The organism is Frigoribacterium sp. CG_9.8 (assembly GCF_015751965.1).
Lineage (GTDB): Bacteria > Actinomycetota > Actinomycetes > Actinomycetales > Microbacteriaceae > Lacisediminihabitans.
The window spans coordinates 368,583-394,527 of record NZ_JADOVH010000002.1; the positions used below are offsets into that span (position 1 = coordinate 368,583).

Here is a 25,945-nt window from a genome sequence, read left to right on the forward strand (position 1 = left end):
CGACGGCAGCGGATCGGGCTCGAACGATTGGGCTCACAGTGACCGATATGACCGCGGATCCGACACCCGCGCAACTGCCTGCCCAGATCCCGCCGCAGCTTCCCGCCATGACGGTGCCCGCCATGACGCTGCCCGCCATGACGCTGCGCTCCGACCTGGTGCTCGCCAAGGGGCGACTTGCGCTGCTGAACACCGGCGCAACGCCGCAGGAGGCGATGATCGAAGACCTGCTCTTCGTGCGTTCGGTGCTGGATGTTGCCGGCATCGATTTCCTGCTGGTCCGGGGAAACGACAGCAGGCCCGTGCTCGCCGTGGACTGGCGGGACCGCAAGGTGTTGCGCACCGCGCTCGCCCGGGCCTGCGTTGATGAGCCCTTCTATTCGAAGCCTGCCGATGGATCCCGCGGAGAGACAGTGTTGCTGGCGGACGGCCGCCTCGCCCGGGATTCGAAGACGCGCGCCGTGCTGCTGTTTCGTCCGCGGATTACCGGTGAAGGAGCGCTGCGCTACGGTGCGGGCACGGGAGTGCGTCTCGAGCTGTGGAAGTCCACCGCCGACGCATTCCTCGCAGCGGACGAGAACGCACTCATGCGCACGACGCTGCCTCGCGAGGAGGCGGTGCGCGGCACCGTGGCGCTTTACGGCCAGGACTGGCCGACCCTCGAGGGGATGTTTGCGGCTCAGGTGCAGGATATCGACTTCGATATCGATATTGTCTTCTCCTGGGTCGACGGTGCCGCGATCGAGTGGCAGCGCGCCCGTGCCCGTCGCATGAAGGCCTACGTTGTTGGTGAGGGAGACGATTCGCATGCGCGTTTTCGTCAGCTCGACGAACTGAAATACGCGCTGCGATCGGTCTATCTCTTCGCGCCGTGGGTGCGGAACATCTATATCGCGACGGATTCGCCACGTCCGGAATGGCTTGCCGAGCACCCGCGGGTCACGATCGTGCCGAGCGAGCAGTTCTTTGCTGACCCGACAGTTTTGCCCACTCATAACTCCCACGCTGTGGAGAGCCAGCTGCACAACATCCCCGGCCTCAGCGAGCACTTTCTCTATTCGAACGACGACATGTTCTTCGGCCGGGCGGTATCGCCAGAGATGTTCTTCTCACCGGGCGGTGTCACCAAGTTCATCGAGGCGACCACCCGCATTGGCATGGGCGAATCCAACCTCTCTCGCAGCGGGTTCGAAAATGCCGCGCGGGTGAATCGTCGACTCATCCAGGAGCGCTTCGGACGCACGATCACGCGTCATCTGGAGCACACTCCTACTCCGCTGCGCAAGTCGGTCATGCAGCAGCTGGAATCCGAATTCCCGCAGGATTTCCGCCGGACGGCCGCGAGCACCTTTCGCTCGGCTACCGACATCTCGGTCACGAATTCGCTGTATCACTTCTACGCATGGGTCACTGGCCGAGCGGTCGAGCAGACCGCCGCCACTGTCAGCTACATCGACACGACGCTTCGCACGGGACTCGCCGAGATGACAACACTGCTCAAGCGCCGCAACGTGGATATGTTTTGCCTCAATGACGGCAGCTTTCCCGAGTTGAGCGCCGAAGAGCGCGCCGCGGCCGTGCGGTCGTTTCTCGACTCGTATTACCCGATTGCCGCCCCGTGGGAGCGGCCGACCGGCGACGCGGTCATCGGTGAGTCGGCCGCGGATGCCTTCGCCGCCCCGCACCCTGATCAGCCTGAGCACCCTGATCAGCCTAAGCAGTCCGAGTGGCCTGAATGACTGCAACTGTAAACGACTGGATGTTCGTATTACGAACTCGCATGATCACCCCTGAGTGTGTGGTCGCGGAAAGTGGTTCACGCTTTGTGAGGAGCGGGCGTTTCGTCAGCCAAGCTGGCGGATGTACTTTCGGGAGTCACATTACGACGTCCGCTTCGGTCGCTCCATGCCACGTCGGGTGTGCATGGAGCGGCACCCCCCAGTTCTGCGACAGTGACCGCGGTGAGCGGTGAGTGCGTTCCCGCTCGCTCAATCTACAGCCAGACTGAGGAGATGACCCGGTACTGGGGCCCCCGTACCCTCTGGTGGCAACTTCGTTAGCGTGGGCTCAAGCGTCGGTGTGCCGGCGGCAATCTCGAGTTCAACTTCGTGAGTGACATCACGCTGCACACTCACAAAGTTGGCAAGCACGCCCTGTGAGTCGCGCACGGGGCTGATCGTGAGGTGGTTCCAAAAGGCCGTACCGCCGCTGCGGTAATTCAGCACGCGTCCGCGGTAGGTAAGTCCCGCGTCAAGGGTCTCTCGCATTTTCTCAATGGTCTTCGGGTCCGTCCCGGATCCTTGGAGAAAGTCACAGTTGCGTCCGAGCAGCTCGTGGATCCCGTATCCGGTTAGTCGAGTGAATTCCTCATTGCAGTAGATCGTCCGGCGCTGCGGGTCAGTCACCAGTGCAGCCAGGGATTCCTTGCCGAGCGCGGAGGCGAGGAGGTTCTCCGAGGCGCGCATCTCTTCGTCAAATCTCATTATGGGTTCCTTGCAGTCGGGATGCTCAACCGCGCGGCGATGGTCGCGTCATGGCTTTACAATAGCTCCGCGGTGGGGTCGTGTCCATGGTGCGGTGGGCGGCGGGGGTTCGGCTTGACCGACCTTCGGTGTGGCTCCCGCGATCGCCAAATCGTGAGGGCCGGCCTGGATTGTTCACCATAGGCAAGGGGATTTATCCATCGCGGTTGCGGTCATACGTGGCGTGCAAAACATCAATCTGGGCCACATAGACGATTAGAATTCCAGGCATGGAGCCTGAGATTCAGAGGAGTGGCGAGGAGATTCGCAGGCTTCTCGGCGGCGGAGGTTTCGATGCGATCTTCGCTGCGAACACCGAGGCGATGTTCGTCTGCGCGACGGACGGCTCGTTTATCGATGGGAACTCGGCCATGCTGGCCAACTCGGGATATTCCCGCGCGGAACTCGAGCTCTTCCAATTCGGGTACTGGGTGCACCCGGAGGATAGGCAGCTGGCCGATGCCCAATTCGCAGCCGCTGTTGCAGGCGAGACGCAGCAGTACATCTCGAGCGGAGGCCCTCGTGATGGATCGACCGTGCGCAACAGCATCACCCTGATCCCATTCATGCATGATGGGCGCACAATCGCCGTGGTGGGCGTGACTACCGACATTACTCGCCTCCGCAGCATGGTTACCACCGATCTCAACCGTTCATCCAGCTCGGAGGCTCGTTTCGCGGCCGTGCTTGGCTCGATCTCCGACGCGTTGCTCTGTGTGGACCGGGAGTACCGCGCGACCTACCTCAATCCACGAGCGGAACAACTCGGCCAAGTACACGCGAGCAAGCTTCTGGGGCAGGTCATCTGGGATGTCTTCCCCGAGATACTCGGCAGCGAGTTCTCCATCGCCCTCGCGAGGGCAATCAGCGAGCAGCGCACGACAGTAGTGCGCGGCTACTACACGCGTCTAAAAATCTGGGTCGAGGCAACTGCCTATCCGATAGACGAAGGGTTGGCGATCTATTTCCGCGACGTGAGCGAGTCCGAGTCCACTCGTCAGGAGCTCGCGAGCCAGATGGCGCAGTTGGCTGAGCAGAGCGCGCTGCTCGACATCGCCCGTGATGCCATCCTCGTGCGGAACCTCGACAGTAAGATCCGCTACTGGAACGCCGCCGCCTCCCGGATCTATGGCTGGTCTCGCGAGGAAGTAATCGGGTCACTGGCGCGCGTTGTGATGTTCGCGGATCCGGCTCCGTTCGATCGAGCGCTCGAGGCCACGGTGCGCGACGGACACTGGTCAGGCGAGTTTCAGAACCTCACGAAGTCCGGAGCCGAGATCACCGTCGGTAGCCACTGGACGCTCGTGAGGGATTCTGAGGGCCGCCCCGAATCGATCTTCTCGGTTCACACGGATGTCACCGAAAGGCGCCGAAGCGAGCAGCGGGATCTCCGGGCACAGCGGTTGGAGAGTCTTGGCACCCTTGCCAGCGGGATCGCGCACGATCTCAACAACGTACTCACGCCGATCTTGATGGCTGTGCAGCTACTCGTTCCCGGCGAGTCGGATACGCGTCGCCGGGAGATTCTCCAGTCGACCGAACTCGCGACCAAACGCGGAGCCGACATGATCCGGCAGGTGCTGTCATTCGCCAGCGGTGCAAATATTCATCGGGTGCCGGTCGACATGAAGGACGTGATCGACGAACTCGAGTCGCTCTCCGCCAAGACCCTCCCGGAGAATGTCTCGGCAATGTTCACGGTGGACGCAGACCTCTGGCAGACCAGCGGCAATGCGACCCAATTGCTGCGAGTGCTGATGAACCTCGTCGCGAACGCCGAAGATGCCATGCCGGACGGCGGCACCCTGGATATCCGTGCACGCAACTTCACCCTGACAGACGTCTACTCCTCGGCCAACAACTTCGCAGCCCCCGGCGATTACGTCATGGTCGAGGTCCAGGACTCGGGATCCGGCATTGCGCATTCTGTCCTCGACAAGATCTTCGAGCCCTTCTTCACCACCAAGCCGACCGGTGCAGGCACGGGGCTCGGCCTTTCGACGTCGCTCGCGATCATCCGTGGGCACAACGGCGCAATGCAGGTATGTAGCGAACCGGGACACGGCACTGTATTGCGACTGCGCCTCCCGGCAACTGGCAAGCGCGGTAACACAGCGAATGCGAATGTCCGAGTCGAGGAGCACCCGCGTGGTGCTGGTGAGCTCATTCTCGTGGTTGACGACGAAGCTGCGATCCGTAATCTGACCTGCCGCACCCTCGATACCTACGGCTACATCACTGCGATCGCGAGCAACGGAGCGGAAGCGATCGAATACCTGGATTCCCAGACCTCAGCCGTCGCCCTGGTACTGACCGACATGGCGATGCCCGTGATGGATGGAGCCACGACCGCGCGCTATCTGCACGAGCACCATCCGGATGTCCCGGTTATCGCCACGAGCGGTTTGACCACCATTGGCGGAGTAGACCGAGCTCGCTCGTCGGGAATTCATGCATTCCTGGCCAAGCCCTTCACCACCGCCGAGCTGCTGTGCGCCATCAACGATGCGCTGCATCCCGAGAGGGCTCACGAACGATGACTGTACTGAGTGAACCAGCTGTACCGACTGAACCAGCTGTACCGACTGAACCGACCGTACCGACTGAACCGACTGTACCGACTGCAGCAACGGCAACAGGCAAGTTGAAGGTCGTGGTCGTCGACGATGATGCTTTCATCACCTCGCTGGTTGCCGAAGGTCTCAGAGGCATAGGACTGCTCGTTGACACGGCTACCTCGACGGCGGATGCATGGGAACTCGTCGCCAGCGAACAACCCAATGCCCTGGTCAGCGATCTCCACTTCGGCTCCGGCGAATCGGCTGCCACACTGCTCCATCGCGTTCATGAGGAGTTTCCCTGGGTGGGACTCGTGGTGTTGACCGCCCACCTCTCGCCCGAACTGGCGGTACGAGACGCGGGGTCTTTGCCCGACGAAGTCGTCTATGTGGTGAAGACTCAAATGCAGGGATTCGCGGATCTTCACGATGCGGTCCTCCGCTCTATCTCAGGGGCCCCGCCGCTCGCGCCCACGCCGGTAGATGATGCGGTCCTACTCACCCCGGCGCAAGCGGATGTGTTGCGCATGCTCGCCGAGGGCGGTTCTACCCGGGCTATTGCGGAGCATCGGGGCACCAGCATACGTGCCGCCGAAACGTTGCTTACGCGCCTGTACGAAGTGCTCGGGCTCGAGAGCGACGAGAGTTCAAACCAGCGGGTAGCCGCCGTTCGGATCTGGCAGGGCGGGCGGGTCATGATCCAGCCGTCCGGCCCTCGAAGCGCAGGTTGACCGTCAGACAGTGAGCACTCAGACGACTGGCACTCGCGCGACTAACACCCGGACGACTGGCACCCGGACGACTAACGCTCAGACGACGGCGAGTTCGCGCGTCGGCGGGTGCAGCTCATCATTGGTGATCGGCGCCTCGGGTGGTGCCGGCCTGGTGCCGCTTACGGGAAACTCGACGCCGTTGCGGGCGAGGATGAGCGCCGTCTCTTCTGCATCGACGTAGGAGACCGCGGCATCCTGGCCGACAGGAACCACCGAGTGGAGCACGGTGTTCTCAAAGATGTGCACGAGGTTGAAGGCCTGGGCGCCATCGCGGCCCCGGGTGCCCCCGACCGGCACAGTGAGATCCTGGGTGTAGCAGGTGGCCGACGCGACCGAGACCGGGATTCCGGCAAAGGTCGAGGAGGTGGAGTAGTGCAGATGGCCGGCGATGATGCTGCGCACATCCGTGCCCTGCAGCACTTCTGCCAGGCTGGCCTGGTCGCGCAGCTCAACGAGCACCGCAAGATCCAGCACGCTCGGGATGGGCGGGTGATGCATCGCGAGGATGGTCCCGTGCGGCGCTGGGGAGGCCAGCTCCTCGGCGAGCCAGTCCAGCTGGGCGCCGGTCACCTCACCGTAATGGTGACCCGGGACCGTCGAGTCGAGCGCGATGACCCGTAGGCCACCGAGCCAGTACACCCGGTCTACCGGAGCGACGGATGGATGCTGGCCGAGCAAGACCTCACGGAACGCACCGCGCTCGTCATGATTGCCCATCACCCAGATCACCTGTGCGCCGTAGCGGAGGGCGGCTGGCTCGACAATGGCTTTGAGCTCCTCATAGGCGACTGGATCGCCGGAATCTGCCAGGTCCCCGGTGATGATGATCGCCTCTGGATGTGCTCCCGAACCATCGAGCTCGGTGAACAGCTGCCGCAGGTGTTTCTCGCTGTCGAGGGTGCCCCCGTACAGCCCGATGCCTCCGGCTACGAAATGGGTGTCGCTGAGATGGACGATGAAGTGGTCGGGCCGTGGATACTGGGCCAGATAACCGGTCATCGTCTAAGTCCATCACCCGAAGCTGGCCGGGGGGTGAACATACGGCGGCGATCCGCACCCCAGAGCAGGGGAGGGCAGTTCACGAGCGAGCCCAGGGGAGTGCTCGCGAGAGGGTGCACGGATGGGTGCTGGGATGCGTGCACGGATGGCGGCACTTACGGCCTAAACTGTGAGTAGCATCCGATCATCCCGCGTGTGGCGTCGGCCTTCCGGTACGTGAAATTTCTCGATACCCGGTGGTCTGATTCACCACTGTCTGACTCCTTACCGATGCGACTGAGTTGCCCGCTTTGGGTGGCTCCACTCGGGATTGCTCGGTCACCATCGGCACGTCATTGCACGGCCAGCCAGCCCTTCAACCTTGGGGGCACCGCCTCAGCGGCGGGTGGTTGGCGCGCAGGCGGGGCTCAGAGACGCAGGAGAAGCATGGCTCGGTCCGGCCAAGGACAGCCCGCCCACAACCAGGGGGCCCATAACCAGGGGGCACAGAACAAGAACGGAGCGGGTAAGCCGACGCGACGCTCGTCGGCCAGAAAGCCGGCGCAGCAGAAGTCGCCGCAGCGACGCTCGCGGGGCACGGATGATGCAGGCGTCATCCCGATTCTCGCGCGCGCTGTGCGCGAAGTCGAAGGTGCCGCGGAACGTGGCAAGGTCGGCCCATCCAACCGCACCAAGTTCCAGGTGATTGCGCTGCTCATGCGTGAGGAGCGTGCCAGAGCCAAGGCGGACCGCGAAGTGTCGGATGCCGAGCGCACCGAGGTGCTCAAGCGCCTCGACGGCGTTGCCACCATTCTGGCCAAGACCGCTGCGCGCGACACCTCGCTCATCCAGCTTCTGGCAGAAGAAACCGCCGTCACCGACGCCGCCCGCACCCTGCGCCGGGACATGCTCATTGCCGCCGGAACCGAACTCTCGCCCGACGAGCTGATCATCGTAAAAGAGCCGGATCCGGTAACGCCGGCCGCCGAACGCCAGGTCATCCCGCAGTCGGTCATCACCCGCCAGCTGTCCAACCCCTTTCTCGCCCCCGATTTCAGCCAGTCCCTGAAGGTGGCACCGGTCACCCATCGGCTCGCGAACTGGGAGTTGCTCGAACCGCTTTTTCGCGCTTTCGAATACGGCTCCGGCGGCCAGGTCGCCACAATGGACCTGCCGGAGCCAACTGTGGCCGATCGTCGGGTTCCGGCCGGTCTCGAACTCTTTCATCACCAGGCCGAGTTCATTGCGAGCGCCCGCGAGGGACACCGAAGCTACCTGCTCGCAGATGAGCCTGGACTCGGCAAGACCGCGCAGGCGCTGCTCGCCGCACAGGTCTCAAGCTCCTATCCGCTGCTTGTTGTCGTGCCGAACGTCGTGAAGATGAACTGGGCGCGGGAGGTGGATCTGTGGACTCCGCAGCGATCGGCAACGGTCATCCACGGCTCTGGCGAGAACCTCGACGCCTTCGCCGATGTCGTGATCGTGAACTACGACGTACTCGACCGTCACATGGGCTGGCTGGGCACTCTCGGCTTCAAGGGCATGGTCGTCGACGAGGCACACTTCATCAAAAATCGTGACTCGCAGCGGTCGAAAAACGTGCTCGCCCTCGCCAACAGCGTGCGTGCTCGCTCCCCGCGCGCGCTCATGATCGCTCTCACCGGAACCCCGCTCATCAACACGATCGAGGATTTCCGTGCGATCTGGCAATTCCTCGGCTGGATCGATGCCGAGAAGCCAACGGCCGCACTCATGCAGGAGCTCGAAGAGAACGGCCTCACACCGGCCGACTTCGGTTTCTTTGCGGAGGCGCGACAGACCGTGATCGATATGGGGATCGTGCGCCGGAAGAAGATCGACGTTGCCGCCGACCTCCCATCCAAACGCGTTGCCGACCTGCCAGTGGAACTCGACGACGACCTTGGCCGGTCGATCCACCAGGCCGAGCGGGAACTCGGACTTCGATTGCTGTCGCGGTACCGGGCGTTGCTTGCGGCTCGCTCCGAGCTGGAGGATGTGCCGCATCCGGAGCTGGTGCGCATGGTGGCGAAGGCCGAGCTGGAGGAATCGAAGGCCGCAAAGACCGGCGAAAACGTCTTCACCATGGTGCGCAAGATCGGGCAGGCGAAGGCAATACTCGCCGCGGACTACACAGCCCAACTGGCGCGCTCGGTCGGTAAGGTCGTGTTCTTTGCCAAGCACATCGATGTGATGGACATCGCGGAGCAGACGCTGGCTAAGCGCGGGCTCAAGACGGTTTCGATTCGAGGAGACCAGACGGCCGCGTTCCGCCAGAGACAAGTGGATGCCTTTACCAACGATCCTGATGTCTCTGTGGTCGTCGCATCCCTCACTGCCGCCGGGGTGGGGATCAACCTGCAGGTCGCATCGAACGTGGTGCTTGCCGAGCTGAGCTGGACCAGTGCAGAGCAGACTCAGGCTATTGACCGAGTTCACCGCATCGGGCAGGCCGAGCCGGTGACCGCGTGGCGAATCATTGCCTCACAGACGATCGACGCGAAGATCGCCGAGTTGATCGACAGCAAGGCAGGCTTGGCTGCACGCGCCCTTGACGGAGACGATTCCGAAATCATGGGGGAGTCCAGCGTTCAACTCGAGGCTCTCATTGCCCTCCTGGAGGATGCGATCACCGCGGCAGATAAGCGCTGACCGGAACTCACCCGAACTGACGGGTACTACCCGTCCACCCGTCGCACCGATCCGCGTTACGGCGTTGACGACCGCTCGATGAGGCGCGTGATCGCGAGAGTGGGGATTGCCAGCCAGCCGGGGCGATTTCGCGCCTCGTACACGGCCTCGTAGAGGGCTTTGTCGATCTCGAAGGCATCGAGGACCGCCCGGTGCTCACGCAGATCCCGGCCGGAACGCGCGATGTAACCGTCGACAAACGCACGCCGGCAGGCGGATGCCCAGGGTGCCACCGACTCGACCGGGTGCGCGAGGGCGAAGGATCCGGCGACGTAGTCGAACGATCGCAGCATTCCCGCGACATCCCGCAGCGGGATGTCCGGCAGGGAGCGTTCACTCATCGGACGCATCGGTTCGCCCTCGAAGTCGAGCACGACCCATCCGCGCCCGGGGACGGCCAGTACCTGTCCCAGGTGAAAATCACCGTGGATACGCTGGAGGGCCGGCCAGGGGCTCGCTGCGGCCTCCCGGTAGACCCGCTCGAGCGCGGGGCGGTATCCGGCGAGCATCGGCACCTCTGCGGCGGCGAGATCGAAGCGGTGGCGCATGCTTTCCACCGTCGTGGCGATGTCCGAAGGGGTCGTTGCGCGTGACGGGAGCACCGAATGAAGGGTCTCGTGCATCTCAGCCGTCGTGACACCGAGAGCGCGGGCGCGCTCGGTGAAGTCCTCGCTCACTTCGGCGGCGCGCACGGCCACTCGCCACGCGTCTTCGACATCGGGCAGGAATTCCTGAGCGAAGGCGAGGTGGCCGGTGGCGGTGCCGTCGGCGATGCCGCTGTCGGGCCAGTCTGCGGTGACGTGACCGATGGATCGCGGCGCGACGGTACTCCCCGCAGCGCCGAGCGCCTCGGTGAGCGTCACATCCGGATTTTCTCCGTGATGGAGTGCCCGAAAAAGCTTGCAGATGATCGGGGTCGACGGCGCGCTGTCGGTGCCAGCCACCTGAAAGACGATCGACGTATTGGACTGCTCGCCACTGAGCACGCGTGAGGCGACGAAACGCAGGGGAGCGGAGTTGGGCGTGTGGTGTCCGTGCGCGACGAGCGGCCCTCCGGTATTGGCGGACGATGGGCCGTCGGTTGCGTGAGCTTCGCCGTCGTCGAGGATCATCCTCAGAAGCGCTTCCGCAAACGCCGGGTCATGGGGACCGTCGTAGATGTACCGCCGCCCGGTCTCGACGTCGAACGAGGCGATCAGCGCGTTCTCGGCCCCCGGTAGCGGCGCGCTCCGCTCAGTGAGCGGCACCTGGTAGAGCAGCGGATGCTCGGCGTGATCGAGCACGAGGTACACACGAATCACGGCCGAGCCAGCCGGGTCGGCGATACCGAACCCGCCGATGACCTGGAGCTGCGGTGCGCGTGACTTGCCCGCATACCAGCGTTGTCGCGTCATCCAGGTCTCGAGATAGTCGGGGACCCCGGTCACGGGTACCTCCAGCGTTGGGGCGCTTGCGCGCCGACAATGGGACTCCTATACCCTACGCAGCGCCGATGGTACTGAAATGAACACTCGCTGGCGCAGATCTCGAGGGTGATGGGCTACTCGCGCACGGCGAGCAGGAACGCGTTCAGCTGCGCGGTCAGTTCGCGATCAACGGGGATGTCCAGCCCATCGAGCCGCATCACGGGGGCGGCGAGACGCACGCTGGAGACCAGCCACACGGCATCCGCAATCCCCAGGTCGACGGGGGTGGGCTTCGCGAGGCCGGTCTCGAGCCCGAGGCTCTCGGCACAGCGGAAGATGCTGGCCTGGGTCGTGCCGTCGAGAATACCGAGTCTCGGCCCCGGAGTCAGGATGCTCTCGCCGACCCGGTAGACAACGGTCGATGACGGTCCCTCGAGCACAAACCCGTCGCTGGAGACGAAGATGACGTCGTCGGCTCCGTGACGGGCGGCCTCCCGCAGCACCGAGCGGTTCACGGCATAGCTGAGAGTCTTCGCCCCGGCTAACAGCCAGGGGGAGGTGATCTCCACGTCGTGCCGGTAGCCGCGGTCGAGAGTGATCACCGCGATACCGTCGACACGCTCGGCGGTGTAGTCGGGAGTGGCGCTCGCATACGCCCAGCCGGTGGGTCGATTATCACCCTCCACCCCACGACTCAGCACGATCTTGACCGCCGCTTCCGCCTCCGGGTCGATCGCGCCGATTGAGGCGGCGATCGCCTTACGCCACACCTCGATATCCGGTGCGGGCAGTTCGAGAAGTCGGGCGGACTCCGTGAACCGTCGCAAGTGGTGTTCCAGTGCCTGGGGCGACCCGTGACCAACGCCAATAGTCTCGAAGATCCCGTCGCCACGGGTCGCCGAGAGATCCAGGGCGCTGAGCACCGGTGAGTTCGGGTCGAACAGCGTGAGAGCCGGTGCGTCGTGACGGTGTGACGCAGCCGACAGCGATGGCCGGTTGAGCAGGATCAGGGCAGAGGATGGCACGGTCCCATTCTGCCGGTCAGCGCCCGGGGAGGGTGATCGGCATGCTGGCGGTAGTGCCATATTCGCGACTGCGGCGAGGGATGAAGAACGCCACGATCATTCCGCTGAGGGCAACCGCACTGCCAATGGTGAAGATGATGCCGAAGGCTTCGCTGGTCGGGATCGCGATGCCGCCGGCGATGACCAGATGGGAGGAGATGATGAGGCCGACCACGGTCGCTGCAATCGTCGATCCGAGCGTGCGCATCACGGAATTAAGACCGTTTGCCGCGGCCGTCTCGGTGGGTGGCACCGCTCGCATGATGAGCGTCGGCATTGCGGAATAGGCGAAACCCACCCCGAGGCCGACAATTGCGGAGACGAGAACGACATGCCAGATCGCGCTGTGCAGCCAGATCGCGATCGCGAATGCACCGGTGATGATCACGCTGCCGAGGATGAGACTGGTGCGAGCCCCACGAGCATTCGAGAGCCGCGCTGCCACCGGTGACATTATGAACATGACGAGGCCGAGGGGCATCATGCACAAACTGGAGACGATCAGGGTCTGCCCGAGCCCGACCCCGGTGCTGGTCGGCGCCTCGAGCAGCACCGGGAGGGCCGCGGTGGTGATGAAGAAGGCGAAGCCGACAGAGATCGAGGCGAGGTTGGTGAGGAGCACTGGTCGTCGAGCTGCCACTCGGAGGTCCACGAGCGCATCGGTGGTCCGAAGTTCGATGAACCCCCAGATCACCAGCACCGCGACGCCACCGATCAGCAGGCCGAGCGTCACCGGGCTGGTCCATCCCCACTCGCCTCCCTTCGAAATGGCGAGCAGGATACCGACAAGGCCGATGCCGAAACCGATCGCACCGATGAAGTCGAACTGTCCGCCAGCGCGGAGCGTCGACACCGGCACGATCGAGGCGACGAGCATGATGGCGACGATCGCGAGGCCGGTCGCCAGCCAGAACAGGTAGTGGTAGTCGAAGTTCTGGGCAATCAGGGCGGCGACCGGGAGCCCGACCGCCCCACCGACGCCGAGGGTTGCACTCACCAGGGCGACGGCGGCGCCGAGATTGCGCGGATGGATCACGTCCCTGAGGATGCTGATGCCCAGTGCGATCACCCCGAGCCCCACCCCCTGGAACACCCGGCCGACGATCATCGGAATGAGCGTGTTGGACAGCGCAGAGAAAATAGACCCGCTAGCCATGAGCATCAGCAGCACCATTACGACGCGGCGCTTGCCGTACATGTCGCCGAGGCGGCCGCTGATCGGGATGGAGATCGCGGCGGCGAGCAGCGTGGATGTCAGAACCCAGGTCGCGTCCGCCGTGTTCGTGTTCAGGAGGTCAGGCAGCCTCGGGATGATCGGCGTCACGAGCGTCTGCATGAACGCAGCGATGAGCCCGGTGAGAGCCAGGGTGGTGATGATCGCGCGATCGCCCGGTCGTCTCGTCAGACGGGCACGTTCGGCGGCGTCACGAGCGGCGTCTGCGGATGGAGGCATCGGTTTACTCTAGGCCTGCTCACGAAGGGCCTGCTCACGAAGGGCCTGCTCGTGAAGGGCCTGCTCGTGAAGGGCCTGCGCGCGTGAAGGCCTGGTCGTGAGAGCAGGAGCGTCCGGAGCATCCGGGCTCTCCCTCGCTAAGCTTGCCTCGGCGGTAAACCACAATCGATCCGCCGACGCGACATCCGGCACCGGGCTGGACCGCGGGCCGCATCGCACAACGATGTGGTGATAACCCACGAGGCAATGGAGCCACAGTGAACGCAGGGAATGTGTTGAGCGACCAATTCATCGAACAGGGAGCCGAGCGAATGAGACGGGATGACTCGGTGGCCGACCTCCCCACTATCCCGGGAATGGTCGGACCGGAGGGCACGCGAATCCGCACTCGTATCGAGAGCGATTCTCTCGGGAGCGTCGAGATTCCTGCGGATGCCTACTGGGGCATCCACACGGCACGGGCACTCGAGAACTTCCCGATTACCCGCCGACCGATTTCGGTCTATCGCGACCTGATCCGCGCTCTCGCCCAGGTCAAGCAGGCTGCCGCACGAGCCAACAAGGAAATCGGCGTGCTCAGTGCCGACAAGGCCGACCTGATCGACCGGGTCTGCCAGGAGATCGTTGGCGGTGCGCTGCATGATGAGTTCGCTGTCGGGGTGATTCAGGGTGGTGCGGGAACCTCAACCAACATGAACACCAACGAGGTGATCGCCAACCGCGCGCTCGAGATCCTCGGCTACGAGTTGGGCGACTACACACACTTTCATCCGATCGACGATGTTAACCGCAGCCAGTCGACCAACGATGTCTACCCGACCGCGATCAAGCTCGCGATGGTGTTCGGTGTGAAGCGCCTGCTCGAGGAGCACCGGCTGCTGACCGCATCCTTCGCTCGCAAGGGCGTCGAGTTCGCCGGCGTGCTCAAGGTCGGACGCACCCAGATGCAGGATGCCGTACCCATGACGCTCGGCCAGGAGTTCACTGGTTTTGCCCACACCCTCAGCGAAGACTACGACCGGCTGGGCGAGATCATTCCGTGGCTCAACGAGATCAATATGGGAGCCACGGCGATCGGCACCGGCATCACCGCCGACCCCCGCTACGCCGCCGCGGTCTGTCGCCATCTCGTGGCGATCACTGGAATACACATGGAAACTGCCGAGGATCTGATTGAGGCCACCTCCGATGCCGGCATCTTCATGACCCTGAGCGGCACGCTCAAGCGCGCTGCGGTCAAGCTCTCGAAGATCTGCAACGACCTCCGGCTGCTCTCCAGCGGTCCACAGGCCGGTTTTGGCGAGATCAACCTCCCGCCGCGCCAAGCCGGATCGTCCATAATGCCAGGCAAGGTCAACCCGGTGATCCCGGAGGTGGTCAACCAGGTTGCCTTCAGCGTGATCGGAGCGGATGCCACGGTCACCGCGGCAGCGGAGGGCGGCCAGCTGCAGCTCAATGCCTTCGAACCGGTGATCGCCCACAGCATCCTGCAGTCTTTGGCCTGGATGACGAACGCCTGCTACACGCTTCGGGTGAACTGCGTCGACGGCATCAGCGCCAACATCTCGCGGCTTGCCGCCCAGGTGGAGTCGTCGGTTGGCGTTGTTACCGCGCTCACGCCGTACATCGGCTACGCGGCATCCGCCTCTCTCGCCCACACCGCGCTCACCACCAACGCCTCGATTGCGGAGCTTGTCGTCTCGGCAGGCCTCATGTCGGCGGATCAAGTGGCCCGCGTGCTCTCGCCTGGACGCCTGAGTGGTCTCGTTCCGATGACCGGCGTGATCACGGTGATACCGGTTCCGGCGGTCCACCACGAGTAGCGCCCGCCCGCCGTCTGTGCCCGCCGTCTGTGCCCGCCGTCAGCGCCCTGCCGTCTCAGCCAGCCGGCTGTGCCCGCCGTGTGTGCCCGCCGACTGTGCCCACCGACTGTGCCCACCGACTCAGCCCGCCGTCAGCGCCCTGCCGCGCCCCAGAGGTGGACCCCCGCGTAGCTGCGCCACGGTGCCCAACGCAGTGAGTGGACGGTAAGCGTGGATGCCGTTGCCGGCAATCCGAGGCGGGCGGCGCTCGCGAGCAGAACGAGATCGCTCGCGAGCAGCACGTCCGGATTGCCGAGTACACGCATGGCGAGGTAGCCGGCCGTCCACGGCCCGATTCCAGGCAGCGCGGTGAGGCGGGTGGTGAACTCGTCGGAGGGCATCCCGAGGTCGAGGCGCAGTGAGCCGTCTGCCAGCGCTCGCGCCGCCCCGAGAATGCTTGCGATCCTGGACGCTGGACCGCGTAAGAATTCGGCGCCGTGTTCTGCGATCTCCACCGCCGTAGGAAACAGCCCGGGCGTCGCCGAGAGCTCCCCGCAGAGCCGTCCAAGCACAGTGCGGGCAGAGGCAACGGAGATCTGCTGCCCGATCATGGTGCGAAAGAGCGTCTCGGCAGCGTCGAGACTTCCGGGTATTCGCAGCCCGGGGCGCTCTCTGTTCAGCTGGGCCAGGACAGGGTCGGCAATGAGGGATTCGTCGATCGCGGCGGAGTCGGCATCGAGGTCAAGCAGTCGCCGCACCCGCGAAACCAGGGTCGACAGGTCAGCGATATTTTCGAGGCCCGCCGTGCACAGCACGGCATCTGCACCATCGAGTCGGATTTCGATGTGGCCGATCCCGCGGGGAAGCCGCAGGAAGCGCGCGAAGGATCGCGCATCCGCCGTCTCGACACCGGCGATGGCATGCGCCGCAAAAAATGCCAGGAGTCCCGCTCCATCGAATGGTCCCCTGGTTGGCAGTCGCAGCGAGATCTGCGCGACGCTCCCGTCGGTGCCAGGCGGCTGGGTCGTCGCGAGCGTGCCAAGCGGCGGGGTGATCGCGAGCGTGCCGGGCGGCGGGGTGGTCGCGAGCGTGTCGGGCGGTGGGGTGATCGGGGGTGCACCGAGTCGCAGTGCGGTCGGAGTGAGTTCGTACACCGCCTGCACTGTCTCATTGAACTGCCGGACACTCGAGAAGCCGGCTGCGAAGGCCACGTCTGCGATCGGCAGGTCCGTGCTCACCAACAGGGTGCGGGCGGTCTGTGCGCGATGGGCGCGTGCGAGGGCGAGCGGCCCGGCTCCCAGCTCGTTCACGAGCACACGACCGAGATGGCGCGGTGTGTAGCCGAGTCGGTGGGCCAGCCCGGACACGCCGTCTCGGTTCACAACGCCGTCGGCGATCAGGCGCATCGCCCGGCAGGCGACGTCGTCACGGATATTCCACTCCGGTGACTCGGGAACCGCGTCAGGGAGGCACCGCTTGCAGGCGCGCAACCCCGCCTCATGGGCGGCAGCGGCTGTGCGATAGAAGCTGACATTGCCCGGCTTCGGCGTCATTGCCGGGCAACTCGGTCGGCAGTAGATTCCCGTGGAGTGCACCCCGGCGATGAACTGTCCGTCAAAACGGGCATCCCGCGACGACATGGCACGATACCGCTCAGCGAACCGAGGGTCGGATCGGGTAATTCGCGCGGGCGTTTCCATACTCACCTGACAACCCTCGCATCGCCCCCGGACCTCGGCTAGCGAAAATCGGACATCGCTTGAAACGTCTACGCTGGGAAAATGAGTGGGCTGGGCAAATGAATGGCAGTGTTTCATGAACGAGTCGACGGTCGCCCGAAGCGGTGTCACGATCCTCGGCAGTGCGAATCTCGACATCGTATTCACCGTCGATCGCATTCCGTCTCCGGGGGAGACCCTTCTTGCCGAGTCGGCGAAGCGGTATCCGGGCGGTAAGGGGCTCAATCAGGCGGTCGCGGCGGCGCGTGCCGGGGCATCCACATGCTTCATCGGTGCGCTCGGCTCTGATGACGCGGGCGATCTGCTCGCGGCCACCATGGCAGATGCGGCAATCGACAGCAGCCGGGTACGGCGTGAAACCGCCCCGACCGGGCAGGCCTTCATCGTGGTGGATCGCTCCGGGGAGAACACGATCATCGTGGCCTCGGGCGCCAACTCCCTCGTCACTACGCTCGCACCGGCGGATGCAGAGGTACTGTCGGGCAGCGGGGTGCTGCTCATGCAGCTTGAGCTTCCCTTCGCAGTGGTCGCCGAGGCTGCAGCGACCGCACGGGCCTTCGGTTGTGTGGTGATGCTCAATGCTGCACCCGCCCGCACTCTCGAAGATTCGCTTCTCGCGCAACTCGACGTGCTCATTGTCAATGAGCACGAGGCGTGCCTGGTCGGGGAATCCGACGACCTGACCAAAGCGTCCGCTGCGCTCGCAGCGCGCGTGCCACGGCTGATCGTCACTCTCGGTTCGGCGGGCTCTGCGCTCTACGAGAATGGCCTGGAGATCGCACGAATCGCGGCTCCGCAAGTCACGGCCGTCGATGCGACCGGCGCAGGCGACACCTTCTGCGGGGCATTCGCGGCCGCCTTTGCTGAGGGACAGGGGTTCGAACCGGCAGCCCGATTCGCAACGGCTGCCGCTGCGCTTTCGGTGCAGGTGATCGGGGCTGTGCCGTCCGTGCCGATGCGGGGCCGGATTGATGCCGCGCTGTGTGATGCAGCGCTGTGTGATGCAGCGCTGTCTGATGCCGCGCTGTGTGATGCAGCGCTGTGTGATGCCCAACACGCGCGGCGCATGCCGTGACCTTTCTCGATGAACTTCATGCGGCTCTCGGTGCGGCCATGTCGACCGATGCCACCGTGCTCAGCACCCTCACTGCCGATAAATCGGGCCATGATTCCCACAGCATTCCACTCGCCCTGGTGACCGCGCGATCCATTGATGATGTGCAGGCTACCCTGCGTCTCGCGACGCAATTCGGCGTGGGAGTCGTGCCGCGCGGGGCGGGAACCGGACTCGCCGGCGGCGCGATCGCGAGTGCCGGCCAGATCGTGCTGTCCACCCTCGCGATGAACCGCATCCTCGAGATTTCCGCAGCCGATGAGCTCGCCGTCGTCGAGCCTGGCATTCTCAACGGCGAACTCAACGCCGTGCTTGCCGGCCACGGGTTGTGGTTCACGCCAGATCCGGCGAGCTGGGCGATCTCTACTGTCGGCGGCAACATTGCCACGAATGCGGGCGGACTGCTCTGCGCGAAGTATGGCGTCACCAGGGAGTCGGTTCTCGCACTCAAGGTGGTGCTCGCCGATGGGCGGCTGCTCAGCCTCGGACACCGCAGTGTCAAGGGAGTTACCGGGCTTGATCTCACGGCCCTGATGATCGGCTCCGAGGGCACTCTTGGGGTGATTGTCGAAGCGACTGTGCGACTGCGACCGGTGCCGAGCGCACCGGTTGCGACCGTCGGCGCGTGGTTTGATGATGTGCTGACTGCCGCAGCCGCGTGCGCCGCGATCACTGCCGCCGGCATCCGGCCCGCCGCCCTCGAACTGATGGATGCTGCGGCCCTCGCCGCGATCGACGCCTACCTTGGAGAGCATCTCTCCGAGCGCGGAAACACCTTCCTACTGCTGCAGACAGATGGTGCGGCGAGCGCCGGCGAGGCCACCGCCGCGCTCACGATCATCCGCTCTGCCGGTGGGGATGCAGAGCTCACAGCGGATCCGGCCGAGGGAGAGCGGCTGTTTTCAATCCGCCGTGCATTCCACCCCGCCCTCGAAGCTCAGGGGACCGTGCTCATCGAGGACGTCGCGGTGCCGCGCAGCGCGTTACCCCAGATCTTTGCCGAGATCGCCCGCATCGGCGAACGGTATGGCATCAGCATCCCGACCGTTGCGCATGCGGGCGACGGCAACCTGCATCCGAATTTCGTCTACATGCCGGAGGCCGACGGATCGGTGCCCCCCACGATCTGGACCGCTGCCGGTGAGCTCTTCGCCGCTGCGATCCGCCTCGGAGGAACGCTCACCGGCGAACACGGTGTCGGCCTGCTCAAGCGAGCCTGGTTGCGGGATGAACTTGGCGATGACCAGTTCGAGTTGCAACGCCAGGTGAAGGCCGTCTTCGATCCGCTCGGCCTGATGAACCCGGGCAAGGTCTATTAGAGGCGCTTCTGTGATCTTCTGCGCCAATGCTCCCGGCAGAGTCACCCGTGGTCTCCTAGGCTGAAGCCATGGATTTTCTGCCGCTCACGCGCACCGACGACCTCGGCTGGCATTCGCTACGCGACGAGATCGCACCGTGGATCGGGGAACGAGCCGTCACGCTGTTTTCGTACGCCATCTCCCATGAGTACGGGTCAGCGGTAACGACCCGGTATTTCCGCGAGATCCTTAACTCCGCAGGGGATGACCCCGATCATCCCCAGGTCACCGAGACGGAGCAGCTCATCATCGATTGGGGGCGGCTCATCGTGCGCAGCCCGCGGGATATCCCCGACGCCTTCTACACCCGGCTCGAGGCCGCATTCACCCCGGAGCGGCGACTCGCTCTGCTGTCATTCGCCGCGCGGGTGGTGGCAATCAACCTGGTCAACACTGTCGGTCGCATTCCCGCGGATGGCTGACCCGCGGAACACCGACCCGCGGATGACTGAACCGCGGAACACCGGCCCGCGGAACACTGACCCGCGGAACACTGACCCGCGGGCGCGCGCACAGCCCGGCCCGCTGCCGATCGCAAACTCCGCGCATCCGGTGTCGGACCAGCTCGGCCAGGTGCGGATCACCCGTCTGATTCATCGCAGTGTCACCACCATTGTGCTTGCGTGCCTCGGCTTCATCGTGATCACAATCGCGATTCTGCTTGTGGCGTGGTATCTGCTGGTCGCGCTCGGCCCGTCTGCGCTGCTCGTGGCACTGGCACTCGCGGCTATCCCACTGGGTGGAGTTTTGCTGTTCATCCGCTGGATCGATCGCTGGGAGCCCGAACCACGCGTGGCACTGCTCTTTGCGCTGCTGTGGGGGGCAGGTGCGTCCGTGCTCATTGCCCTCATTTTCTCCGGGGTAACGCAGCATTACGCGGCGCTCGCCGGGCTCACCGGATCGGGGGTCGCCTCTCTGTTCGAAACGGTGGTGCAGGCCCCGATCGTCGAGGAGTCAGCGAAGGGCTTCGGAATACTGCTGATCCTCTGGGTGATGCGCCGCACCTTTGACGGTCCGGTCGACGGGGTCGTCTATGCGTCGACGGTTGCCATCGGGTTCGCCTTCACCGAAAACATCCAATACTTCGGCCTCGCTATTAACGCGGGCAGTGGAGTGGGCGGTGATGTCGCCCAGACCTTTCTTCTTCGCGCCATCCTCTCGCCCTTCGCGCACGTGATGTTCACCGCCTGCACCGGACTCTTCCTCGGTCTTGCTGCCCGACGCACCGGTCGCCTCGGCGCAATCGGATACTTCGTTCTCGGACTCATACCTGCGGTGCTGCTCCACGCTTTGTGGAACAGTGCGAGCTACTGGGCGACCGATTGGTTTCGTTATTACTTCATGGTGCAGGTGCCGCTGTTCGCGCTTGCTTTCGTGGGCATTACCCGCCTTCGCCGTCATGAACAGCGACTCACTCATTCCCGGCTCTCGGAATATGCGGCAGTCGGCTGGTTCTCCTGGACCGAAGTCAACGTGCTGTCAACCGCTGCTGGACGCCGGCGCGCAATCGGCTGGGCGGTGAGTAACGGATTCGGCCAGCCCTACCGTGCGTTTGTGCGGGATGCCACGCGGCTCGCGTTCGCCCGGGAGCGGCTGGTCAACGGCCGCGATGGAATCGGAGCCAGGTTCGACCAGGACATCATGCTCGCGGCAATAGTTAATGACCGTCGTTCCCTGGTCGGCCTGCCACCGCTGCCCTGAGGTCACGGGCTGCTGCGCCGGGCTGCTGCGCCGGGCTCGCTGCGCCGGGCTTCACACGGTCCCGGCAAGTTGGCAGCCTGATGACGCGTAAACTTGGGTGCCGGAATTCCGGACGGTGTTCGAGGGAAATAAGCCAGTGGTTGACCGTGAATTACAGCGTGAACAGCAGTACGTTGCAACTCTTTACGCGCGCCTTGACGCGTTACAGCGAGAGGCCGAACAGCAGCTCGCCGCAGTGCGTTTGCTTGATGTCGGCGGAAACCACCAGGGGCGCTCAGAGCGCGATACATTCGCGCGCATCTACGAAGACCGCATCCTGCAGCTGCGAGAGGTCGACGAGCGGCTGGCCTTCGGGCGGCTCGAGTTCGAGCCCGAGACTGACGCTGCAGCGGACGACGGCACGGATGGCTCAGCATTCCGCTACATCGGTCGTATCGGCCTGCGTGATGCAGACCTGCAGCCGCTGCTGCTCGACTGGCGCGTGCCGCAGGCGAGTGCGTTCTACCAGGCCACTGCCGCGACACCACTCGGCGCCCGCGCCCGCCGTCACTTGCTCTCGAAGGGGCGGGGCATCATCCGAATCGAAGACGAGATCTTCGATGCCGAGCTGCTCGAGAGCGCTAACTCCGAGTTGCAGGGGGAGGGTGCACTGCTTGCTGCTCTCACCGCTCAGCGCACCGGGCGCATGTCCGACATCGTCGCCACCATCCAGGGCGAACAGGATCGCATCATCCGCTCCGACCTCCGGGGTGTTCTGGTGGTACAGGGTGGGCCAGGCACCGGTAAGACCGCTGTCGCGCTGCATCGCGCGGCCTACCTGCTTTACTCGCACCGGGATCGGCTGCGCAATTCCGGGGTGCTCATCGTGGGACCGTCGCGCTCATTCCTGCAGTACATCGAGGCGGTGCTTCCGTCGCTCGGTGAGACCGGGGTCGTGCTCGCAAGCGTCGGTCAGCTCTATCCCGACGTCGAAGCCACACGGGAGGATGCCCCGGCCACCGCTGCGATCAAGGGTCGGGCATCGATGGCCGGGCTCATCGCACGTGCGGTCCGCTCCCGCCAGCGGGTGCCATCCGCCGCGCAGGATCTCGATGTGAATGGAGACCGGATCACGCTCGATCCCCGACTGATCGCACACGCGATCGGACGAGCAAGGGATAGCAATAAAACCCACAATGAGGCGCGAGTGGTGTTCGTAAAGAATGCGCTCAACGCGCTGTCCCGCCAGTGGTTGATCCAACTTCAGGATTCCGGCAACTCGATGGATGACACCGACCTGCCGATGCTGCGGGAAGACCTGCGATCGTCCGACGACGTTCGCGTGGCACTGAATACGGCGTGGTTGCCGCTCACCCCGCAGAAGCTTCTGCAGGACCTCTTTGCTCGCCCCCAGTGGCTCGCCGAGCTGACCCCGGGCTGGAGCGATCCGCAGCGTGCGCTGTTGCACCGCGACCGCGAGGCCGAGTTCACGATCGCGGATATTCCACTGCTCGATGAAGCAGCAGAGCATCTCGGCGAATACAGCGTTGCGGATGCCGCACTCAAGCGTGAGGCGAAGCAGCAGCGCAAACGGGATATCGAAAATGCCGAACGCGCGATCGAGAACATGCAGGTCGGGGGCATGGTGAACGCCAAGTCCCTCGCCGATAACTTTGAGGAACTCGGGGATCGGGTTTCAACAGCCGAGAAAGCCTCGGCCGATCGCACCTGGACCTACGGCCACGTGGTCGTGGATGAGGCGCAGGAGCTCTCTCCGATGCAATGGCGACTGCTGTTGCGCCGGGGGCCGCAGCGTTCGTTCACGATCGTCGGTGATATTGCCCAGGCGGCCTCCGCGGCGGCCGCCTCAAACTGGAAGGATGCCCTCGAACCTCTTCTTGCGGATTCGCCCGAGTCGGAGCGATGGCGGCTGGAGGAACTCACGGTGAACTACCGCACCCCGAGTCAGATCGCAACGGCGGCCGAGTCCATGGCGATCGCGAACGGACTCCACGTGACCGAATCCCGTGCGGTCCGTTCGAGCGAATGGCCGATTACCGTCGTCGCGGATGCTGTGGAAGCGGTGCGGATCGATCGCGCACCCGATGGCGCGGGTGGCACTCTCGCAGTGATCGTGCTCGAGTCGGGCATCCGCGAACTGACAGTGCGTCTCATGGCCGAATTCGGAGACGCCGTGGGGCTCGGTGCAGCCGGACTCACCCGCGACATTGCCGTGATCACCCCGCACGACGCGAAGGGTCTCGAGTTCGACTCGGTCGTCGTCGTAGACCCCGCAGCGATCCTCGCAGCGTCCGAGCGTGGAGCCGGGGCGCTCTATGTCGCGATGACCCGCGCGACCCAGCGGCTCACGCTGGTGGCCGAGGGGGACCTGCCCGCCGGCATCCGCCAATTTGTCGAGTAGACCGCCCGCGGCTGCCGGCTGTTCGAGTGGGCTGCCGGCTGTTCGAGTGGGCTGCCAGCTGACGGGTGCCCGCTGACGGCTGACGGGTGCCCGCCCGGCTGGTCAAGTCGGCCGCCCGCTGGTCGAGTCAGCTGCCTGCGGCTGCAGGCTTCCTGGGTAGGGCGGGCAGCGCCCGTATCGAACGGTCGAGACCAGGTCGCCCCGACGACAGTGCCATGCTTGTCTGGTGTCTTTACTCACTGACGAACTCCTCACTCGTATTCACGACCGGGCGCCTGGTTATGACCGAGACAACGTCTTCTTAACCGAGGACCTCGAGGAGCTCGCGGCCGCTGGTTACCTGCGCGCCCTCGTTCCGCACGCCTTCGGCGGCCTCGGCCTGAGCCTGCAGCAGATGGCTCACGAGCAGGTGCGTCTCGCGATGGCGGCGCCAGCCACAGCCCTCGCGGTGAATATGCACCTGATCTGGACCGGCGTCGCAAAGACACTTCACGAGCGCGGAGACAACTCTCTGGACTTTGTGCTCCGAGATGCCGCGGCGGGGGAAATCTACGCCTTCGCGATCAGCGAAGCCGGCAACGACCTTGTTTTACTTGACAGCACAACGGAAGCGCACCCGCTGCCCGATGGTGGCTACGCGTTCACCGGCACCAAGGTATTCACGAGCCTCTCGCCGGCCTGGACCCGACTAGGTCTGTTTGGACTCGATTCGGTCTCCTCGGATGCACCAAAGCTTGTGTACGCCGTGGTCACCCGCGAATCACCGGGAATCACCATCACCGAGGACTGGAACACCCTGGGAATGCGGGCGAGTCAGAGCAACACCACCCATCTTGATTCGGTGGCTGCGACATCCGATCGGGTATTCCGCCGCCTCGACCCCGGACCAAGCCGCGACACCCTCATTTTCGCCATCTTCGCCAACTTCGAGATCCTCATCTCCGCCGTCTATGTGGGAATCGGCCAGCGCGCCCTGGAGCTCGCAGTCGAATCCGCACACTCTCGAGGGTCGCGACGCACGGGGCTCAGTCGAGACCAAGATCCGAACGTGCGCTGGAAAATCGCGGATGCTGCACTCGCCCAGGATGCGCTACTTCCGCAGCTCGATGCGCTGGCTTTCGATCTCGACACTGGTGTCGATCGCGGTTCCCGGTGGTTCCGCGATCTCGTCGGACTCAAGTCCCGATCAACCCGCGCGGCCCGCTATGTTGTCGATCAGGCCATCGCGGTCGCGGGCGGAGCTGCGTTTTCGTCGAATAGCGAACTCTCCCGGTTGTATCGGGATGTGTTGGCGGGCGGATTGCACCCGAGTGACGAGGACTCGGTGCATTCGACGGTCGCGAGTTCGCTGCTCGGACCGGTTGCGGAGGTTGTGAACAAGTGAACTCTCAGCTCACACTCGATGCATCCGCGGTGGTCTGGTCGGTACCGGAGTCGGCGCGTGTCTGCGAGCTCGCGACGCGCCCCCTGCTGGTGCTGTTGCACGGTCGCGGCTCGCACGAACAGGATCTCTTCTCGCTGGCATCGCTACTGCCGCCGGAATTCGTGCTTGCGGCACTTCGCGCTCCCCTCCAGGTTGCTCCGGGATCGTATTCGTGGTTCCCGGTGGGGGACCCAGGCATGCCCAGCATCGCGGCGGCCGATTCGGCTGTTGCGGCGCTTCTGGTCTGGCTCGATACGGTGCCTATTTCGACATCCGTAACGCTGCTTGGTTTCTCGCAGGGTGGGGCGATGGCCGTTCATGCAATCAGGCACGCCCCGAAGAGGTTTTCTTCTGTTGTGAACCTTGCCGGATTCGTGATTCCCGGTGAGGCGCCTGCAGATCACGCACTGCTGGAAGTTATGCCGCCGGTTTTTTGGGGCAGGGACCCGGCGGACCCGGTAATCCCCGCCGAAGCTGTCGCCCGGAGTGCCGGATGGCTGCCGTCACACTCCACCCTGACCGTGCGGCACTACGAAGACATCGGTCACTCGATTTCCCGTGAGGAGCTAGCCGACGTAAATGAGTTCCTTCGGGACAACTTGCCAAGCGGCGGCACGCCCAGGTGACAACACGCGCAGGCTTCGGCAGGCCCGGGCTGCGCCACACCCAGGCTTCGGCAGGCCCGGGCTGCGCCACACCCAGGCTGCGGCTCACCCAGGCTGCGCCACACCCAGGCTGCGGCTCACCCAGGCTGCGGCTCACCCAGGCTGCGGCTCGCCCCGGTGACAACACGCTCAGGCTTCCCCATCGAATACCGTTGGCGCAGCTGCCGTGACAGCTCTTCACCCACGCAACTGTCCTGATGAAGCCGCGCTGACCGGCGCCGCGCTGACCGGCGCCGCGCTGACCGCACCGCGCTGACCGGGCCGCGCTGACCAGCAACG

General features: G+C 64.5%; 18 protein-coding genes. 12 read left to right on the top strand and 6 right to left on the bottom strand.

All coding sequences use genetic code 11. The annotated features are described in order from the left end of the window. Window positions 1-107: 107 nt before the first annotated feature. On the top strand, window positions 108-1,739 hold the full coding sequence (locus tag IWX88_RS06595; RefSeq protein ID WP_231369004.1) for a stealth family protein: 1,632 nt from the start codon (window positions 108-110) through the stop codon (window positions 1,737-1,739). A gap of 249 nt (window positions 1,740-1,988) precedes the next feature. On the opposite strand, the gene IWX88_RS06600 is transcribed toward IWX88_RS06595, so the two are convergent. Beyond that, complete coding sequence (locus IWX88_RS06600) at window positions 1,989-2,483, bottom strand: PAS domain-containing protein (RefSeq protein WP_196828478.1); 495 nt, start codon at window positions 2,481-2,483, stop codon at window positions 1,989-1,991. Between the two features lie 269 nt (window positions 2,484-2,752). Between IWX88_RS06600 and IWX88_RS06605 the strand changes: the two genes are divergently transcribed. Next, on the top strand, window positions 2,753-5,062 hold the full coding sequence (locus IWX88_RS06605; protein WP_196828480.1) for a PAS domain-containing sensor histidine kinase: 2,310 nt from the start codon (window positions 2,753-2,755) through the stop codon (window positions 5,060-5,062). Between the two features lie 113 nt (window positions 5,063-5,175). Then, window positions 5,176-5,811 carry a response regulator transcription factor gene (locus tag IWX88_RS06610; protein ID WP_370568217.1) on the top strand — a complete coding sequence of 212 codons (636 nt, stop codon included), beginning with the start codon at window positions 5,176-5,178 and terminating at the stop codon, window positions 5,809-5,811. Window positions 5,812-5,889: 78 nt separating this feature from the next. Here the strand turns inward: IWX88_RS06610 and IWX88_RS06615 are convergent, their stop codons facing one another. Then, window positions 5,890-6,852 (bottom strand): phosphodiesterase, encoded by a 963-nt coding sequence (locus tag IWX88_RS06615; RefSeq protein ID WP_196828482.1) that lies wholly within the window; start codon window positions 6,850-6,852, stop codon window positions 5,890-5,892. Window positions 6,853-7,278: 426 nt separating this feature from the next. Between IWX88_RS06615 and IWX88_RS06620 the strand changes: the two genes are divergently transcribed. After that, window positions 7,279-9,501 (top strand): DEAD/DEAH box helicase, encoded by a 2,223-nt coding sequence (locus IWX88_RS06620; RefSeq protein WP_196828484.1) that lies wholly within the window; start codon window positions 7,279-7,281, stop codon window positions 9,499-9,501. 56 nt (window positions 9,502-9,557) lie between these two features. Here IWX88_RS06620 and IWX88_RS06625 read toward each other — a convergent pair whose 3' ends face one another. From IWX88_RS06625 to IWX88_RS06635, 3 genes are all read right to left on the bottom strand, one after another. After that, the gene (locus IWX88_RS06625) at window positions 9,558-10,967 is read right to left on the bottom strand and encodes a phosphotransferase (RefSeq protein ID WP_370568218.1); all 1,410 of its coding nucleotides are present in this window, start codon (window positions 10,965-10,967) and stop codon (window positions 9,558-9,560) included. A 113-nt stretch (window positions 10,968-11,080) separates the two neighbouring features. Continuing rightward, complete coding sequence (locus IWX88_RS06630) at window positions 11,081-11,971, bottom strand: aminodeoxychorismate lyase (RefSeq protein WP_196828486.1); 891 nt, start codon at window positions 11,969-11,971, stop codon at window positions 11,081-11,083. A 16-nt stretch (window positions 11,972-11,987) separates the two neighbouring features. Next, entirely contained in the window at window positions 11,988-13,463 is a 1,476-nt protein-coding gene (locus tag IWX88_RS06635; RefSeq protein WP_196828488.1) for an MFS transporter, read from the bottom strand. Between the two features lie 356 nt (window positions 13,464-13,819). Here IWX88_RS06635 and IWX88_RS06640 point away from each other — a divergent pair, with 356 nt between their 5' ends. Continuing rightward, on the top strand, window positions 13,820-15,286 hold the full coding sequence (locus IWX88_RS06640; protein ID WP_196828959.1) for an aspartate ammonia-lyase: 1,467 nt from the start codon (window positions 13,820-13,822) through the stop codon (window positions 15,284-15,286). 131 nt (window positions 15,287-15,417) lie between these two features. On the opposite strand, the gene IWX88_RS06645 is transcribed toward IWX88_RS06640, so the two are convergent. Beyond that, complete coding sequence (locus IWX88_RS06645; RefSeq protein ID WP_196828961.1) at window positions 15,418-16,965, bottom strand: AlkA N-terminal domain-containing protein; 1,548 nt, start codon at window positions 16,963-16,965, stop codon at window positions 15,418-15,420. Between the two features lie 115 nt (window positions 16,966-17,080). Between IWX88_RS06645 and IWX88_RS06650 the strand changes: the two genes are divergently transcribed. The 7 genes from IWX88_RS06650 (at window position 17,081) to IWX88_RS06680 (ending at window position 25,627) form a co-directional block, all read left to right on the top strand. Then, entirely contained in the window at window positions 17,081-18,079 is a 999-nt protein-coding gene (locus IWX88_RS06650; RefSeq protein WP_196828490.1) for a ribokinase, read from the top strand. A gap of 38 nt (window positions 18,080-18,117) precedes the next feature. Next, complete coding sequence (locus IWX88_RS06655) at window positions 18,118-19,437, top strand: FAD-binding oxidoreductase (protein ID WP_196828963.1); 1,320 nt, start codon at window positions 18,118-18,120, stop codon at window positions 19,435-19,437. A gap of 68 nt (window positions 19,438-19,505) precedes the next feature. Beyond that, on the top strand, window positions 19,506-19,898 hold the full coding sequence (locus IWX88_RS06660; RefSeq protein ID WP_196828492.1) for a hypothetical protein: 393 nt from the start codon (window positions 19,506-19,508) through the stop codon (window positions 19,896-19,898). 22 nt (window positions 19,899-19,920) lie between these two features. Continuing rightward, window positions 19,921-21,177, top strand: coding sequence for a PrsW family intramembrane metalloprotease (locus IWX88_RS06665; RefSeq protein ID WP_196828494.1), 1,257 nt, complete (start codon window positions 19,921-19,923; stop codon window positions 21,175-21,177). Between the two features lie 136 nt (window positions 21,178-21,313). After that, window positions 21,314-23,578 (top strand): UvrD-helicase domain-containing protein, encoded by a 2,265-nt coding sequence (locus IWX88_RS06670; RefSeq protein WP_196828496.1) that lies wholly within the window; start codon window positions 21,314-21,316, stop codon window positions 23,576-23,578. A 223-nt stretch (window positions 23,579-23,801) separates the two neighbouring features. Further along, window positions 23,802-24,962 (top strand): acyl-CoA dehydrogenase family protein, encoded by a 1,161-nt coding sequence (locus IWX88_RS06675; protein WP_196828965.1) that lies wholly within the window; start codon window positions 23,802-23,804, stop codon window positions 24,960-24,962. Continuing rightward, a complete protein-coding gene (locus IWX88_RS06680; protein WP_196828499.1) occupies window positions 24,959-25,627 on the top strand; it encodes an alpha/beta hydrolase-fold protein in 669 nt (222 codons plus the stop codon). Before IWX88_RS06675 ends, IWX88_RS06680 begins: the two co-directional genes overlap by 4 nt. The last annotated feature ends 318 nt before the right edge of the window (window positions 25,628-25,945 follow it).

Bases quoted from the DNA above. Each gene is read 5' to 3' on its own strand.
- IWX88_RS06650 (WP_196828490.1), top strand. From the start codon at position 17,081: ATGAACGAGTCGACGGTCGCCCGAAGCGGTGTCACGATCCTCGGCAGT.
- IWX88_RS06655 (WP_196828963.1), top strand. From the start codon at position 18,118: ATGTCGACCGATGCCACCGTGCTCAGCACCCTCACTGCCGATAAATCG.
- IWX88_RS06605 (WP_196828480.1), top strand. From the start codon at position 2,753: ATGGAGCCTGAGATTCAGAGGAGTGGCGAGGAGATTCGCAGGCTTCTC.
- IWX88_RS06595 (WP_231369004.1), top strand. From the start codon at position 108: ATGACGGTGCCCGCCATGACGCTGCCCGCCATGACGCTGCGCTCCGAC.
- IWX88_RS06635 (WP_196828488.1), bottom strand. From the start codon at position 13,463: ATGCCTCCATCCGCAGACGCCGCTCGTGACGCCGCCGAACGTGCCCGT.
- IWX88_RS06665 (WP_196828494.1), top strand. From the start codon at position 19,921: ATGACTGAACCGCGGAACACCGGCCCGCGGAACACTGACCCGCGGAAC.
- IWX88_RS06660 (WP_196828492.1), top strand. From the start codon at position 19,506: ATGGATTTTCTGCCGCTCACGCGCACCGACGACCTCGGCTGGCATTCG.
- IWX88_RS06615 (WP_196828482.1), bottom strand. From the start codon at position 6,852: ATGACCGGTTATCTGGCCCAGTATCCACGGCCCGACCACTTCATCGTC.
- IWX88_RS06600 (WP_196828478.1), bottom strand. From the start codon at position 2,483: ATGAGATTTGACGAAGAGATGCGCGCCTCGGAGAACCTCCTCGCCTCC.
- IWX88_RS06620 (WP_196828484.1), top strand. From the start codon at position 7,279: ATGGCTCGGTCCGGCCAAGGACAGCCCGCCCACAACCAGGGGGCCCAT.
- IWX88_RS06640 (WP_196828959.1), top strand. From the start codon at position 13,820: ATGGTCGGACCGGAGGGCACGCGAATCCGCACTCGTATCGAGAGCGAT.
- IWX88_RS06645 (WP_196828961.1), bottom strand. From the start codon at position 16,965: ATGGAAACGCCCGCGCGAATTACCCGATCCGACCCTCGGTTCGCTGAG.